Source organism: Streptomyces sp. AMJ-169 (assembly GCF_055597585.1).
Map to the genome: position 1 here is coordinate 523,175 of NZ_JBVLTJ010000001.1, position 15,712 is coordinate 538,886.

Here is a 15,712-nt window from a genome sequence, read left to right on the forward strand (position 1 = left end):
CCGCGTGACCCGTGAGGGGATCTTGAACGGCGCCGATCCTAACCGACCCGGTCGGCCGCCCCGCGCTGAGGGGGCCTCAACTGGCGGCGGCGGCCGTCAGCTTGGCGATCCTGACGGCGTCGCAGGTGCGCGGACAGGTCGCGCAGGTGTCGTCCGGGCGGATCGTGTAGAACATGCAGCAGCTCGCCCGGTCCCTGGTCGGCACCGGTTCGCCGGCGGGCCCGGCCAGCTCGCGGAACGCGGCCGAACCCACGTACGGCTTGGTCGAACCCGGCAGCAGCAGCTCCAGCTCCCGGCGCGCGCGGGCCTTCTCGGTCTCGCCGAAGAGCGCGGCGACGTACCACAGGCCCTCGACGACCTCGTCGGTCACCATGCCCCACAGGGCCCGCCCGCGCCGCCGGGTGCGCGGGCCGAAGCCGGCCAGCAGCGGTTCGTGGTGCTCGGCCACCGCCGCCCGCACCTCCGCGCGCAGCGCCTCCTCGCCGGCCACCACGTACGCGCCGGGCGAGTGCGCCGCCGGGTCGCCGGGCAGGCACGCGAACGACGCGGGCGCGCGCACCGCCAGCCGCATGCCGTCGGTGCGGTCGTAGGAGACGTGGCTCACCGGGTAGCGCGGGACCCTGCGGTGCAGGAACCACGGGACGGTGATCAGCAGGCAGGCCGGCCAGGAGTAGCGGTGCAGGCCGAAGGTCGCGACGACGTCCGGGCGGCCCGGCTGCCCGTAGTCCCGCAGCACCTGCGCGCTGTCCCAGTCCAGGAAACGGTCCAACTCCGCGCCGCCCGCGGCGAGTTCGTACGCCCCCACCCAGCCGCCGCCCGACGGCGCCGGCTCGTCCTCGCGCACATGCGTGACCGTCAGCCCGGGGTAGACCTCGGACAGGCGGGCATATGCCTCGTGAATGGCGGGGCGGGCGGACGTGGGTGCGGGCATACCGGGCCACCGTTCCGGGAGGGATGAAAGGTAAGGCTTACCTTACCCGCCCTGATCGGGATTTGAACTGACGGCGAGTGGGCCTAAGGTGCTTGACGGACGAGTAACAACCGGCCGTAATGGCCCCAAGTACCGACAAGCCCGGAGGAGACCCCGTGACCCACACCACACCGGCCTCCACCCACCCGGCACTCCCCACCCCCGCCCACCCACCGAGACTCCCGGCGCAGGCCCGGCCGAGAGGGGCGGGGTTAGAGGGGGAGGGGGGCGGCTGCGAGGGGTACGGGGGTGCGGCGGGCGCCGGTTCGCCGTCCGGCGCCGGTTCCCTATCTGGTGTCGGCCGGGACATGGACGTCTCCGTGCGCGGTGAGCACACCCACAGCGAGACCCCCTTCACCCGGCCCCCCGTGCAGCGCGCGTCGGTGCGCGGGCAGATCCTCGACGCGCTGCGGGCCGCGCTGACGACCGGGGAGCTGCGGCCGGGGGAGGTCTACTCGGCGCCGGTGCTCGGGGAGCGGTTCGGGGTCTCGGCGACGCCCGTGCGCGAGGCCATGCAGCAACTCGCCCTGGAGGGCGCCGTCGAGGTCGTGCCCAACCGGGGGTTCCGGGTCGTCGAGCGCGGCGCGCGCGAACTCGCCGAACTCGCCGAGGTGCGCGGGCTGATCGAGGCGCCGGTGATCCTGCGGCTCGCCCGCGCCGTGCCGCCGGAGGCGTGGGCCGCCCTGCGTCCGCTCGCCGAGGCGACGGTCCGCGCCGCCGCCTCCGGCTGCCGGGCCACGTACGCGGAGGCCGACCGCGCCTTCCACGTCGCCCTGCTCGGGCTCGCCGGGAACGACCAACTCGTGCGCATCGCCGAGGACTTGCACCGCCGCTCCCAGTGGCCCACCGGCTCCGCCGCCACCCCGCACCCCCGCACCGAACTCCTCGCGGACGCCGCTGCCCATGTCACTTTGCTGGACGCGCTGGAGGCGGGGGATCTGGAGGCGGTAGGGGTGCTGGTGGGGGAGCACTTCTCGGGGTGAGGGGGTTGGGGCGCCAAGGCTGAACTCCTAGGTACCGCAGGGGAGTCGGGCGCTCCGCCCCTTCTACGCCCCCGCCACCCCCGGCCCCGCCAACTGCCGTGCCAGCCACGTCGGTACGCCCCCCAGCAGCTGGAACAGCCGCCGTGCCTCGTCCCGTAACCTCGACGCCTCCGGCTCGGTCTCGGCGTCGGCCAGGGAGGCCAGCGCCGGTGCCGTCCCGACCAGATAGCCCAACTCCTCCCGCAGCCGCAGGGATTCACCGAAGCCGTGCCGGGCCTCGGCCAACTCGCCCTCGCGCAGGGCCAGTCCGGCGAGATGGCGCCAAGTGAACGACAGCAGAAGGGAGTCGGAGGCCGCGGCGGCACCCGCGTGGGCGCGGCGGTAGGCGGCGCGCGCGGCCTGCGGGGAGCGCGCGAGGTTCTCCGCGAGCAGCCCCCGGCGGAAGTCGAGCAGCGCCCGCGCCCCCGCCCCCGGCGGGATCAGCGCCGCCGCCCGGCCGAGCGCCGCCCGCGCCTCGTCGGTACGGTCGCGCACCCCGTGCAGCGTCGACGCGTACGCCAAGTACCCGCGTTCACAAGCCGCCCCGCCCCGCTCGTCGTCGGAGTGGGCCTGCGCCTCCGCCGCCCGCAGCGCGTCCTCCGCCTCCGCCCAGCCCTGCTCGGTGTACAGACACCGCTCGGTGAGCAGCGCCGCCCGCTGGAGCGAGCCGGCCGGGGTGTCGTACGGGAGCAGGGCGGCGGCGTCGGACCAGCAGGCCCGGGAGCGCAGCCGCCACACCGCGGTCTGGAGAGGATCGTCACTGGGGGTCGTTCCGTTACCAGACATGGCGGAGTGCGCCACGTTGCCCTCCCCGAGCACGCCATCGAGCTTGTTGAGTGGTGGCGGCATCTCAGCATGAATCCTGACCCACGGCCAAGGGGGTGGGTGAAGGAATTCACAAAGTGGTGGGATCCAGGGGTGAGCGGGTTTCGGCCGCCCGGCTCAGCTCATCCGCAGCGCCAGGAAGAAATCCAGCTTGTCCTCCAGGCGCGCCAGATCCCGTCCCGTCAACTGCTCGATCCGGCCCACCCGGTACCGCAGCGTGTTGACGTGCAGATGCAGCCGCGAGGCGCACCGCGTCCACGAGCCGTCGCACTCCAGGAACGCCTCCAGCGTCGGGATCAGCTCCGCCCGGTGCCGCCGGTCGTACTCGCGCAGAGGGTCGAGCAGCCGCGCGGTGAACGCCCGCCGCACGTCGTCGGGGACGAACGGCAGCAGCAGGACGTGGGAGGCCAGCTCCTGGTGTCCCGCCGCCGACACGGGCCCGGGCCGCGCCGCCGCGACCCGCCGCGCGTGCCGCGCCTCCTCCAGCGCCCCGCGCAGCCCCTCCGCCGAGTGCACGGCCGCGCTCACCCCGAGCGTCAGCCGCCCCCGCCCCTCGAGCCCGGCCGCGAGCGGCTGCCGTACGGCGGCCAGGAGCACGTCGGCGACGACACCGGCCTCGGACCCGTCGTGCTCGGCGGCCACCGACGGCAACGGCACCAGCGCGACCGCCTCCTCACCGAGATGCGCGACGGCGATCCGGTCGGCCGGCTCGGGCCCACCGGCGAACCGGTCGACCAGGATCTCCTCCAGCAGGGCCCGGGCGAGTACGCCGTCGGCGGTGCCGGCCTGCCCCGCCGAGCCGGCCGCACCCGGCGCCCGTACCCCGTCGGCGGTGCCGCTCTTCCGCCCGCCGGGCCCGGTCGCGTCCACGGCATCCAAGCCGGAGGTTCCGCCCGCGCCGGAAGCTCCGGTCCCGCCGGAGACCCTGCCACCGGAGGACTCGCCCCCGGCGTGAGCCCCGCCGCCGAAGGACCCGCCTCCGCCGAAAGCCTCTCCCCCGCCGAAAGCCCCGCTCGCGCTGGAGCCCCCGGCCCCGAAAGTTCCGCCCCCGCCGAACCCTCCGCCGCCCCCGAACCCTCCGGAAACGCCACCCCCAGCCCCCACCCCCCACTCCACCCGAGCCACCACCACCTGCCAATGCGGCGCGGCCCCCACCCCCGGCAGCAGTACCGGCGCCGCCACCCGCAGCCGTGCCGCGATCTCCGCCGGCACCGCCCCCGTCTGGACCAGCTCCAGCACCTCCTCGGCCAGCCGCCGCCGCACGGCCCGCGCCGCGTCCCGCCGGTCGCGTTCGACGGCGATCAGCTGGGTGACCCCGTGCAGCAGGTCCAGCCGCTCGTCCGGCCAGTCCCCGGAGTCCGCCTCGACCGCCAGGAACCAGTCCGTGAGCGAGCTGTCCGACGGCCCCTGGACGGCCCGCCCGCCCCCGCGCACCGGGAAGAGCGAATACGTGACGCCGTCGACACTCACCCGCTGCGGCCCCCGCCGCCCGGACCGCGCCGCCGTCAGCTGCTCGGCGGCCAGCCGCGCACACACCTCGGCCGACAGCCGCTCCCCGCCGCCCGAGATCCCGCCGGCCGACCGCTCCCCGATTCCCGCAGCCCCGCCGATCAGCCGCTCCCCGTCCCCCGAAGCCCCGCCGACCGACCGCTCCCCGCCCCCCGAAGCCCCGCCGGCCGACCGCTCCGCCTTGCCCCCCGCAGCCCCCGCGATCAACCGCCCCGCAGGCGAAAGCACCCACGCCCGCAGATCCAGATCGGACCCCAGCAGATCCAGCACCACATCCGGCCCACCCCCCGCGGGCCCGGACGTCATCAGCCGCCGGTGCCGGTCCACGACGGCCGCGAGATCCCCGGCCCGCTCGCCCGAGACCTGCCGCACCACATGCTCGGTGATCGTCGCGAAGGCGACCGACTCGTCGACGGCGAACAGCGGCAGCCGGTGCCGCGCGCAGGCCTCGACGAGGTCCTGCGGGATACCGGTCAGCTCCGCCTCCCCGGCCGCGAGCGCGATCGCGCCGGCCCCGACGAGGATCGCCACGAACGCCTCGGAGTCGGCCGCGTCCCGGCGCCAGGCCAGACCGGTGAGGACCAGTTCGCCGCCGGAGAGATAGCGGCTGGGGTCGCGCAGGTCCGTCGTCATCACGCCGCGCACGGTGCGGTCCAGCTCGTCCCCGCCGCCGAGCAGCCGCAGGCCCAGCGCGTCGGTGTCCAGCAGTGCGCGCAGCCGCATCTCGTCGCCGCCGTTTCTGTGTCTCGAAATCTAGGATGGTGAGGCGAAAGGGGTCCTCCACAGCCTCTTGCGTTTCCACCAGGAAACAGGGCGATTTCCGAGGCCTTCCGTTCATACGAATCTACAAGATGGTTGCTGCTACCAGCCAACTCCTTCGGAGTTTCCGTGACTGACCCGGCCGGAGCGCCAGCGGTGTACTGGCAGGGTCACCGACAGCAGAAGAGAGCCGTCATGGAGTTCCTACGCCCCGCCAGCTGGCAGGAGGCGCTCGCGGCGAAGGCCGAGCACCCCACCGCCGTGCCGATCGCGGGCGGCACCGACGTGATGGTCGAGATCAACTTCGACCACCGCAGGCCCGAGTACCTGCTCGACCTCGGCCGGGTGGGAGAGCTCCACGAGTGGGAGACGGGCGAGGACAGCGTCCGGCTCGGCGCCTCCGTCCCGTACACGCGGATCATGGAGCATCTGCGCGGCCCGCTGCCCGGCCTCGCGCTCGCCGCGCACACCGTGGCCTCCCCGCAGATCCGCAACCGGGGCGGCGTCGGCGGCAACCTCGGCACCGCCTCCCCGGCCGGCGACGCCCACCCCGCGCTGCTCGCGGCCGGCGCCGAGGTCGAGGCCGAGTCGGTGCGCGGCAGCCGCCGCATCCCCATCGACGAGTTCTACACCGGCGTCAAACGCAACGCGCTCGCGCCCGACGAGCTGATCCGCGCGGTGCACGTGAGGAAGGCGGACGGGCCGCAGCAGTACGCCAAGGTCGGCACCCGCAACGCGATGGTGATCGCCGTGTGCGCGTTCGGGCTCGCCCTGCACCCCGAGACCCGCACGGTCCGCACCGGCATCGGCTCGGCCGCGCCCACCCCCGTCCGGGCGAAGGTGGCGGAGGAGTTCCTCGCGGCGGCGCTGGAGGAGGGCGGGTTCTGGGACGGCGGGAAGGTCGTCACGCCGTCCGTCGTCAAGCAGTTCGCCGACCTGTGCGCCGCCGCCTGCAACCCCATCGACGACGTCCGGGGCACCGCGAGCTACCGCAGGCACGCCGTCGGCGTCCTGGCCCGCCGCACGCTGCTGTGGACGTGGGAGTCGTACCGCACCAGCCAGAAGATCGGAGGCGCCGCGTAATGCGCGTCAACCTCACCGTCAACGGACGCCCGCAGCAGGCCGACGACGTCTGGGAGGGCGAGTCCCTGCTGTACGTGCTGCGCGAGCGGCTGGGCCTGCCCGGCTCCAAGAACGCCTGCGAACAAGGGGAATGCGGCTCCTGCACGGTCCTGCTCGACGGAACTCCCGTGTGCGCGTGCCTGGTTGCGGCCGGGCAGGCCGAGGGCCGTGACGTCGGTACGGTCGAGGGGCTGGCCGGGGAAGGCCAACTCGCCCCGATCCAGCAGGCGTTCATCGACGCCGGCGCCGTCCAGTGCGGCTTCTGCACCCCCGGGCTGCTGGTCGCCGCCGACGACATGCTCAAGCACCACCCCAGCCCGTCCGACGCCGACATCCGCGAGGCCCTCTCCGGCAACCTCTGCCGCTGCACGGGCTACGAGAAGATCATGGACGCCGTCCGGCTGGCGGCGGCCCGGCAGGAAGAGGCGGTCTGACATGCCGCGCACGACCCCCGGAAAGCTCACGCAGGGGACGCGGACGAAGGGCGGCGTCGGCGAGTCCACCCTCCGCCCCGACGGCCTCCTCAAGGTCACCGGAGAGTTCGCCTACTCCTCCGACATGTGGCACGAGGACATGCTGTGGGGCCAGATCCTGCGCTCCCCCGTGGCCCACGCGGAGATCGCCTCCATCGACGTCGCCGAGGCCCTGGCGACCCCGGGCGTGTACGCCGTCATGACGTACGACGACCTCCCCACCGCCGTCCGCCACTACGGCCTGGAGATCCAGGACACCCCCGTCCTCGCCCACGGCAAGGTCCGCCACCACGGCGAGCCCGTCGCCCTCGTCGCCGCCGACCACCCCGAGACCGCGCGCCGCGCCGCCGCGAAGATCAAGGTCGACTACCGCGAACTCCCCGTCATCACCGACGAGTTGTCCGCCACCGCCCCCGACGCGGTCCTGGTCCACGAGAACCGCGCGGACCACCACATCGGGCACGTCGACCACCCCAACATCCTGCACCGCCAGCCGATCATCAGGGGCGACGCGGCTGCGGCGGCCCGCGAGGCCGACGTGATCGTCACCGGCGACTACGTCTTCGGCATGCAGGACCAGGCCTTCCTCGGCCCCGAGTCCGGCCTCGCCGTCCCCGAGGAGGACGGCGGCGTCCACCTCTACATCGCCACCCAGTGGCTCCACTCCGACCTGCGCCAGATGGCCCCCGTCCTCGGCCTGCCCGAGGACAAGGTCCGCATGACCCTCGCCGGGGTCGGCGGCGCGTTCGGCGGGCGCGAGGACCTGTCCATGCAGATCCACGCCTGCCTGCTCGCCCTGCGCACCGGCAAACCCGTCAAGATCGTCTACAACCGCTTCGAGTCCTTCTTCGGGCACGTCCACCGCCACCCCGCGAAGCTGCACTACGAGCACGGCGCGACGAAGGACGGCAGGCTCACCCACGTCAAGTGCCGCATCGTCCTCGACGGCGGCGCCTACGCCTCCGCGAGCCCCGCCGTCGTCGGCAACGCCGCCTCCCTCGGCGTCGGCCCGTACGTCGTCGAGGACGTCGACATCGAGGCGATCGCCCTCTACACCAACAACCCGCCCTGCGGCGCGATGCGCGGCTTCGGCGCGGTCCAGGCCTGCTTCGCCTACGAGGCCCAGATGGACAAGCTGGCGCAGCGACTCGGCCTGGACCCGGTCGAGTTCAGGCGACTCAACGCCATGGAACAGGGCACCCTCCTGCCCACCGGGCAGCGCGTCGACTCCCCGGCGCCGGTCGCCGAACTCCTGCGCCGCGTCAAGGCGTTGCCCATGCCGCCGGAGCGCCAGTGGGAGAGCAGCGAGGGCGTCGACGTACGCCAGCTGCCCGGCGGCCTGTCCAACACCACGCACGGCGAGGGCGTCGTACGCGGGGTCGGGTACGCCGTCGGCATCAAGAACGTCGGTTTCTCGGAAGGGTTTGACGACTACTCAACCGCCCGCGTCCGTATGGAGGTTGTGGGCGGTGAGCCGGTCGCGACCGTGCACACCGCGATGGCCGAGGTCGGGCAGGGCGGGGTCACCGTCCACGCCCAGATCGCCCGCACCGAGCTGGGCGTCTCCCAGGTGACCATCCACCCAGCCGACACCCAGGTGGGCAGCGCCGGTTCGACGTCCGCGTCCCGCCAGACGTACGTCACCGGCGGCGCCGTCAAGCACGCCTGCGAGCTGGTGCGGGAGCGGGTGCTGGAGATCGGGCGGCGCAAGTTCGGTACGTACCACCCGGCTTGGGCCACCGCCGAACTCCTGCTGGAGGGCGGCAAGGTCGTCACCGACGGCGGCGAGGCCCTCGCCGACCTCACGGACGTCCTGGAGGACGAGGCCGTAGAGATCGAACGCGAGTGGCGCCACCGGCCGACCGAACCCTTCGACCTGCGCACCGGACAGGGCAACGGCCACGTCCAGTACAGCTTCGCCGCCCACCGCGCGGTCGTCGAGGTCGACACCGAACTCGGCCTGGTCAAGGTCATCGAACTGGCCTGCGCCCAGGACGTCGGCAAGGCCCTGAACCCGCTCTCCGTGATCGGCCAGATCCAGGGCGGTACGACGCAGGGGCTCGGCGTCGCCGTGATGGAGGAGATCGTCGTCGACCCGAAGACGGCGAAGGTCAGGAACCCCTCCTTCACCGACTACCTCATCCCGACCATCCTCGACACCCCGACCATCCCCGTCGACGTCCTCGAACTCGCCGACGAACACGCCCCGTACGGCCTGCGCGGCGTCGGCGAGGCGCCGACCCTGTCGTCAACTCCCGCCGTCCTCGCGGCGATCCGGGCGGCGACGGGGCTGGAGCTGAACCGTACGCCGGTCCGGCCCGAACACCTGACCGGGACGTGACGTACGGTCACCTTGACTGTGTGCACCCTGTTGAAGGAGACCGAGAGATGCTGGACATCGCCGAGGAACTGAACCGGTGGGTCGAGCAGGGCCGTGACTTCGCCGTCGCCACCGTGGTCGCCGTCACCGGCAGCGCCCCCCGCCTGCCGGGCGCCGCCCTCGCGGTCGACAGCGAGGGGACGGCCGTCGGCTCGGTCTCCGGGGGCTGCGTCGAGGGCGCGGTGTACGAGCTGTGCCGGCAGGCGCTGGCCGACGGCGAGCCGGTGCTGGAGCGGTTCGGCTACAGCGACGACGACGCGTTCGCCGTGGGGCTGACCTGCGGGGGCGAGATCGACGTCCTGGTGGTGCCGGTACGGGCGGACTCACCGACGCGGCCGGTACTGGCGGCGGCTGTGCGGGGGGCCGCGGGGGGTGCGGCGCAGGCGCTGGCCCGGGTGGTGAGCGGTCCGGCGGAGCTGGTGGGGCGGGCGTTGCTGGTGCATGCGGAGGGGGTGGGCGAGGGCGGGGCTGGCCAGGCGGGCGGGGCTGGCCATGCGGGCGGCTCTTATGCGGGTGGGCCTGGCCGTGCGGGCGGATCTTATGACAGCGGGTCCGGCGGGGCAGGCGGCTCGTACGTGGGCAGGCCCGACCATGCGGGCGGATCTTATGACAGCGGCTCCGGCTGGGCAGACGGCTCGTACGCGGGCGGGTCCGGCCATGCGGGCGGCTCTTATGCGGGTGGGCCTGGCCGTGCGGGCGGATCTTATGACAGCGGCTCCGGCCGGGCAGACGGCTCGTACGCGGGCGGGCCCGGCCATGCCGACGGCGTTCGCGGTTCCGTTTCGTACGAGGGCGGCTTCGGGGCCCACCCCGAGCTGGACCGTACCGCCGCCGCCGAGGCGCACGCCTTTCTTGACGCCGGGCGGACCGGGACCCTGGAGATCGGGGCCCAAGGGTCGCGCTGCGGGGCGCCGTTGACGCTGCTCGTCGAGTCGTCGGTGCCGCCGCCCCGCATGATCGTGTTCGGGGCGATCGACTTCGCCTCGGCGCTGGTGCGGGCCGGGAAGTTCCTCGGGTATCACGTCACGGTGTGCGACGCCCGCCCCGTGTTCACCACCCGCGACCGCTTCCCCGAGGCCGACGAGATCGCCGTGGAGTGGCCGCACCGGTACCTGGAGCGGACCCGCGTCGACGCGCGCACGGCGCTGTGCGTCCTCACCCACGACGCCAAGTTCGACGTACCCCTGCTGCGGCTCGCGCTGCGGCTGCCGGTGGCGTACGTCGGCGCGATGGGCTCCCGCCGCACCCACCTCGACCGGCTCGCGCGGCTGCGTGAAGTAGGCGTCACCGAACTGGAGTTGACCCGCCTGCGGTCCCCGATCGGGCTGGACCTCGGGGCGCGGACCCCGGAGGAGACGGCGCTGTCGATCGCGGCGGAGATCGTCGCGGAGCGGCGCGGGGGGAGCGGGGTGCCGCTGACGGGCGCGCACACGCCGATCCACCATGACGGGCCGGGGGTGGTGCGGCGGATCGGGTCGGTGGCGTGAGGGGGCCTGCGGCGGCCTGAGCGGTTTGCGTAGCTTCTCGGCACGCGGCTCGCCGGAGAGGGCTCTGCGGCGGAAGGGGTTTCTTGGGGCGAGGCCGGCTGGGGGAGGCGCTCGCCGGGGTGGAACGGTGCTGTCGGGAGGCGTGCGTCGGGCGGAATGGTGCTGCTGGGAGGTACCCGTCGGGCTGGAACGCCGCTGCCGGGAGGCGCCCGTCGGGCCGGAACGCCGCTGCCGGGAAGCGCCCGCCGGGGAGCGAGGTTCGCCGCAGCAGGCGTCCGCCGGGGGACGAGGTTCGCCGCAGCAGGTGCCCCAGGGAAGCCGCCTCGCCCCGCCCGGCACCCCCTCACACCCCCCGCAACAACCGATTCACCGCCCGCCCGAACACCGACCGCGCCGCCGCCTCCGTCACCCCGTCCGCCACCCCCGGCACGAACCGCACGTCCAGGTCCTCCCGCCACACCACCCGCGCCCGCCCTCCCGGCCCGGGCCCCACCTCGATCTCGGCCCAGCCCCGCACCGCCCGCCCCCGCTTCTCCAGCCGGCACAGCCCCGGCTCGTCCTCGTACGGGGGCCGCCAGACGGTGACCTCCATGCGGTCGTCGAAGCCGAGCGGGCCGAGGCCGGTGCGGGCGACGAAGACCGTGCCCTCGCCGGTGGGCGGGGGAGTGAGGACGCTGACCCGGGTGAGGGGCACGACAGCGCCGTGCCGGCGCCACTCGGTGAGCCGCCGCCACGCCTCCTCGGGCGGGAGCGGGGCGGTGCGTTCGATACGGAAGGTGACCACGGGGTGATCGTAGGGCGCCGGACTGTGAACGCACCGCGCGCACCCCGCACATCCGCGCACCCGCCCCCGCGAAGGCGCCGCCCCTGCGAAAGCCTCGCCCACACGAACGCGCCGCCCCTCCGGATCGCGGATGAGGCGGCGCCCTGAATCGCTCGCGGCGAACCCTCTACTGCCCGTAGAACGTCGCGTCCGCCCGGTCCGTCGCCGTGCTCAACCCCTGTACGTTCAGCAGGTAGTTGTAGTGCCGCACATACCGCCCAGCAGCCCCGTACGCCTCGTACGAGACGCCTGCCGGGTCCGCCACCCCGGCCCGCTGATAGAACGTCGCGTCCGACGCGAAGCCCGAACTGCCGTCGTTCTGCTGCAACTTGACCTCGGAACTGACGCTCCGCAGGTAGTAGCCGGGGAAGTTGGCCGACTCCAGTGACACCGTCCCGCTCCCGGCGAGCCCGGGGACGACGCGGAACTGGGAGTCGGCGAGCGGGGAGACGTTCGCGTCGATGCGCGCGCGGTAGTCGTAGTGCCGGATGAAACGGTCCGGGTAGTTGGCGGAGGAGAACCGCTGCGGAGTGACCCCGTCGGCGACCGGGACGCCGAAGTCGGGGGTGCCGTCGGCCTTCCAGTACACCTTCTGCACGCGGGTGCGCCGGTTGGGGTCGTTCAGCGGGTCACCGGTGATGTCCTTGTAGCTGCGGTCGTGGTAGACGAGGATGTCGGACTTGCCGTCCTCGGACACCGTGAACGAGTTGTGGCCGGGCCCGTACTGCGAGGTCGCGTCGCTCGACTTGAAGACCGGGGTCGAACTCTTCGTCCAGGACGCCGGGTTGGTGAGGTCGGCGGTCGCGGACGCGGTCAGCATCCCCATGCAGTAGTTGGCGTCGGTGGCGCTCGCGGAGTAGGTGAGGAAGACCTTCGAGCCGTGCTGGATCAGCGCGGGCCCCTCGTTGACCTTGAAGCCGATCGTCTCCCAGGACAGCGTCGGCTGCGAGATCTCCGCCGGAGTGCCCTGGATCGTCCAGGGGTTGGCCAGTTTGGCGATGAAGAGGCTGGTGTTGTTGTCCTCGGCGGGGTTGCGCTGCGCCCACGCGAGATAGCGCACGCCGTTCACGACGAACGTCGTCGCGTCCAGCGAGAAACTCTCCCACGCCGTCCTGATCTGGCCCTTCTCGGTCCAGCTCGCGGTCAGCGGGTTCGCGCCGGTGCCTTCGAGGACGTACATCCGGATCGCCCAGATGTCGTCGGTGGCGCCCGCCGCGAAGTAGACGTACCACTTGCCGTCGAGGAAGTGGATCTCCGGCGCCCAGATGTGCGCGCCCATGATCCCGCTGGTGTGCTTGGTCCAGATGGTGACCTCGGGGGCCGTCGACAGACCCTGGACGGTCGTCGCCCGGCGCAGCACGATCCGGTCGTACTCCGGGACAGTCGCCGTGAAGTAGTAGTAACCGTCGGTGTGTTTGAAGATGTGCGGGTCGGCGCGCTGGGCCGCGATCGGGTTGGTGTAGGTCACGGCGGGCGAGTCCGGCACGGCGGCCTGCGCCGGGACGAGCCCCGCGAACAGGCCCGCCAGGGCGAGGAGTACGGCCGTCACGAGCCGTACGGCGTTACGGGTCAAGGGAGTTCTCCAGGAAGGCTGTTCAGGTGGTCGGTACGAGCCGCCACTGCTGGCAGTTGTTGTTCAGCCACGTCCACTGGCGGACGTCGGTCCCGTCGGCGGCGGCGCAGTCGGCCACGTCCGCGACCTTGCCGCTGTTCTCGTTCACGAGCCGCACGTAGTCGCCGGAGGCGGTGAACACCGGCCGGAACCTCTGGCACTTGTTGTTCAGCCACGACCACTGCCGGAGGTCCGCGCCGTCCGCCGCCGAACAGTCGGCGGTGTCGAGGACTTTGCCGCTCGCCACGCTCACCAGCCGGCTCGTGTCGTCGCCCAGGTCCTCCACCCGCCACTTCTGGTTGGCGCCGCCGTTGCACGTCCACTGCTGCACGTTGGCCCCGTCGGCGCTCGAACTGCCGCTCACGTCAAGGCACTTGCCGCTGTTGCGGTTGACGAGGGTGTACGCGGCCGGCGTCGCCGCGCTCTCCTCGGACGGGCCCGGGAGCGTCGTACCCAGCGCGACCGGCGTGCCGAAGTCCGGGGTGCCGTCCGCGTTCCACGTGAACTTCTGCGCCCGCGTGGTGCGTCCGTTGCCGCAGCCGCCCGAGGCGGAGGAGTTGGCGTGGTAGACGATCCAGTTCTCCGAGCCGTCCGGTGAGCTGAAGAAGCCGTTGTGGCCGGGGCCGTAGACGCCGTTCGCGTCGTTGCGCTGGAACACCGGGGTCTGCGTCTTCTTCCAGGACGCCGGGCTCAGCGGATCGGAGCCGGTCAGCTCCAGCAGGCCCAGCTTGTAGTCGGCGGTCTGGCAGTAACTCGCCGAGAACGTAAGGAAAGTCCGGCCGTCGTGGTACAGCGGCTCCGGGCCCTCGTTGACCGGCAGACCCGAGGTCTCCCAGCTCAGAGTCGGGCTGGAGATGACCGTAAATGTGCTGCCGGCGAGCGTGTACGGGTTGCTCATCGGGGCGATCACGAGGCTCTGCGCGCTGCCGTCGACGAACCCGCTGCCGACGAGATACAGCCTGCCGCCGGTCTGGAGCACCGTCGCGTCGATCAGCCAGCCGCCCGGCGTCAGGTTCGAGCCGGTCAGCGCGCCCTTGTAGGTGTACGGGCCCAGCGGGTCGGTGCCGGCGCTCTCCAGGACGTGCGTGCGCTGCGCGTCGCAGCAGGCGACCCCGCTCTGTCCGGCCGAGTAGTACAGGTACCACCTGCCGCCCAGGAAGTGCAGCTCAGGCGCCCAGATGTTGGTGTTCCGGGTGGCCGTGGTGTCCGACCACACCTGCACGTTCGGCGCGGTCGCGAGCCCCGCGAGCGTCGGTGACTTCCGGATCCCGAGGACGCCCGTGAACGTCGTCGTGACCAGGTAGTAGTTCCCGTCGTAGTACTCCAGCCAGGGGTCGGCGCCCTTGCTGGACTTCAGCGGGTTCGTGTACGGGCGGCCGGCCGCGGCGGACACCGGCTGGGTGGCGCCGACGAGCGCCACGAGGAGCGCGAGCACGACGACGAGCAGCGGCCGTCTCCCTCTGCGCGTCCGAAACATCCGAGGCATACAGGACCGTCCCTTGTCCGTAATTTCGAACGTAGTTCGTAACTTCGGTCAGAAGGTAAGGGTCTGCCATGCCCTCGTCAATAACTTGGACATCGGGGGTGCTGATCAGTGCACCGCGGGCCGCTCCTTCGCCCCCGCCCCCGGCCGCGCGGTCACCTCCCGGGGCTCCAGCGCCCCATGCCCGCCCGAGCACTCCACGACCACCCGCACCTCCGCCCCGCACTCCCCGTGCCGCATGTCCAGCACCGGCCCCTCGGCCTCGCCCGCGTACGCGTCCCCCCACTGCCGCAGCGCGACCATCACCGGCCACAGATCCCACCCCTTGCGCGTCAGCCGGTACTCCAACCGGGCCCGCGCGCCCGGCACTTGATACGGCTCGGTACGCAGCACGCCCGCCTCGACCAGCGTCCGCAGCCGGCCGCTGAGCACCGCCTCGGAGACCCCCAGATGCCTGCGGAACTCGTCGAACCGCCGCACCCCGTTCATGGCGTCGCGCAGGATCAGCAGACTCCACTTCTCGCCGACGACGTCCAGCGTGCGCTGCACCGGGCACAGCTCGGGGTCCATCTCAAGCCACTCCATGCGGGCCATCGTAGGCAGCTGGCTATGTCATTGACAGCCAGCTGAGCGCTTGGTTAGTTTTCGTCCGGCTGGCTTCGGCAGAAGAAGTCAGCCCTAAGGGTCAGCGGGGAAGGGCGTCGCGCACATGGGCAGGACACGGACGTACGAGTGGGGCGACCCGGCGGTCACGGCGGCGGCCGTGGGGCGGGGGAGCGGGCTCGACTTCCTCCGGGAGATCCAGGCGGGCCGGCTCCCGGCGCCGCCGATCGCGGACACGCTCGGCTTCACGCTGGACGAGGTGGAGAAAGGCCGGGCGGTCTTCTCGCTGGTCCCCGGCGAGGAGCACTACAACCCCATCGGCAGCGTGCACGGCGGCGTCTACGCGACCCTCCTCGACTCGGCGGCGGGCTGCGCGGTCCAGTCGGTGCTGCCCCCGGAGACCGGCTACACCTCCCTCGACCTGACGGTGAAGTTCCTGCGCCGGGTCACCGAGTCGACCGGGCGGGTGCGGGCGGTCGGCACGGTCCTGCACTCCGGCCGCACGACGGCGCTCGCGCAGGCGGTGCTGCTGGACGAGGAGGACCGTACTTTGGCGCACGCCACGAGCAGTTGCCTGATCTTTCCGATGCCGGGGGCGGTTGCGGGGGGCTGAGGGGGCGGGTGGGGCCGACGGGGCTGACGGG

13 protein-coding genes and 1 pseudogene are annotated in these 15,712 nt (G+C 72.8%); 7 read left to right on the top strand and 7 right to left on the bottom strand.

The window, feature by feature from the left end:
• Positions 1-76: 76 nt before the first annotated feature.
• Entirely contained in the window at positions 77-931 is an 855-nt protein-coding gene (locus tag ACYUD3_RS02225; RefSeq protein WP_470962593.1) for a (2Fe-2S)-binding protein, read from the bottom strand.
• 155 nt (positions 932-1,086) lie between these two features.
• On the opposite strand from ACYUD3_RS02225, the gene ACYUD3_RS02230 reads away from it, so the two are divergent.
• Positions 1,087-1,953, top strand: a complete 867-nt coding sequence (locus ACYUD3_RS02230; RefSeq protein ID WP_470962596.1) for a GntR family transcriptional regulator — start codon at positions 1,087-1,089, stop codon at positions 1,951-1,953.
• Positions 1,954-2,016: 63 nt separating this feature from the next.
• On the opposite strand, the gene ACYUD3_RS02235 is transcribed toward ACYUD3_RS02230, so the two are convergent.
• The gene (locus tag ACYUD3_RS02235; protein ID WP_470963890.1) at positions 2,017-2,793 is read right to left on the bottom strand and encodes a hypothetical protein; all 777 of its coding nucleotides are present in this window, start codon (positions 2,791-2,793) and stop codon (positions 2,017-2,019) included.
• Between the two features lie 141 nt (positions 2,794-2,934).
• On the bottom strand, positions 2,935-5,049 hold the full coding sequence (locus ACYUD3_RS02240) for a PucR family transcriptional regulator (RefSeq protein ID WP_470962598.1): 2,115 nt from the start codon (positions 5,047-5,049) through the stop codon (positions 2,935-2,937).
• A gap of 231 nt (positions 5,050-5,280) precedes the next feature.
• Between ACYUD3_RS02240 and ACYUD3_RS02245 the strand changes: the two genes are divergently transcribed.
• From ACYUD3_RS02245 to ACYUD3_RS02265, 5 genes and pseudogenes are all read left to right on the top strand, one after another.
• Positions 5,281-6,168, top strand: coding sequence for an FAD binding domain-containing protein (locus ACYUD3_RS02245; RefSeq protein WP_470962601.1), 888 nt, complete (start codon positions 5,281-5,283; stop codon positions 6,166-6,168).
• Complete coding sequence (locus ACYUD3_RS02250; RefSeq protein WP_470962604.1) at positions 6,168-6,641, top strand: (2Fe-2S)-binding protein; 474 nt, start codon at positions 6,168-6,170, stop codon at positions 6,639-6,641. The genes ACYUD3_RS02245 and ACYUD3_RS02250 overlap by 1 nt, the downstream gene beginning before the upstream one ends.
• Before the next feature lies 1 nt (position 6,642).
• Positions 6,643-9,021 (top strand): xanthine dehydrogenase family protein molybdopterin-binding subunit, encoded by a 2,379-nt coding sequence (locus ACYUD3_RS02255; protein WP_470962607.1) that lies wholly within the window; start codon positions 6,643-6,645, stop codon positions 9,019-9,021.
• A 47-nt stretch (positions 9,022-9,068) separates the two neighbouring features.
• A pseudogene (locus ACYUD3_RS02260) lies at positions 9,069-9,242 on the top strand (XdhC family protein); the annotation flags it as partial.
• 237 nt (positions 9,243-9,479) lie between these two features.
• Positions 9,480-10,547: an XdhC family protein gene (locus tag ACYUD3_RS02265; protein WP_470963893.1), complete on the top strand. Its 1,068-nt coding sequence runs from the start codon at positions 9,480-9,482 to the stop codon at positions 10,545-10,547.
• Between the two features lie 343 nt (positions 10,548-10,890).
• On the opposite strand, the gene ACYUD3_RS02270 is transcribed toward ACYUD3_RS02265, so the two are convergent.
• The 4 genes from ACYUD3_RS02270 to ACYUD3_RS02285 all read right to left on the bottom strand — a co-directional run bounded on the left by ACYUD3_RS02270 (position 10,891) and on the right by ACYUD3_RS02285 (position 15,050).
• Entirely contained in the window at positions 10,891-11,331 is a 441-nt protein-coding gene (locus tag ACYUD3_RS02270; RefSeq protein WP_470962610.1) for an SRPBCC family protein, read from the bottom strand.
• A gap of 166 nt (positions 11,332-11,497) precedes the next feature.
• Positions 11,498-12,943 carry a family 43 glycosylhydrolase gene (locus ACYUD3_RS02275; RefSeq protein ID WP_470962613.1) on the bottom strand — a complete coding sequence of 482 codons (1,446 nt, stop codon included), beginning with the start codon at positions 12,941-12,943 and terminating at the stop codon, positions 11,498-11,500.
• A 22-nt stretch (positions 12,944-12,965) separates the two neighbouring features.
• On the bottom strand, positions 12,966-14,468 hold the full coding sequence (locus ACYUD3_RS02280; protein WP_470962616.1) for a family 43 glycosylhydrolase: 1,503 nt from the start codon (positions 14,466-14,468) through the stop codon (positions 12,966-12,968).
• 105 nt (positions 14,469-14,573) lie between these two features.
• Positions 14,574-15,050, bottom strand: a complete 477-nt coding sequence (locus ACYUD3_RS02285) for a winged helix-turn-helix transcriptional regulator (RefSeq protein WP_470962619.1) — start codon at positions 15,048-15,050, stop codon at positions 14,574-14,576.
• A 124-nt stretch (positions 15,051-15,174) separates the two neighbouring features.
• On the opposite strand from ACYUD3_RS02285, the gene ACYUD3_RS02290 reads away from it, so the two are divergent.
• Positions 15,175-15,681 carry a PaaI family thioesterase gene (locus tag ACYUD3_RS02290; RefSeq protein ID WP_470962622.1) on the top strand — a complete coding sequence of 169 codons (507 nt, stop codon included), beginning with the start codon at positions 15,175-15,177 and terminating at the stop codon, positions 15,679-15,681.
• Positions 15,682-15,712 lie beyond the last annotated feature (31 nt).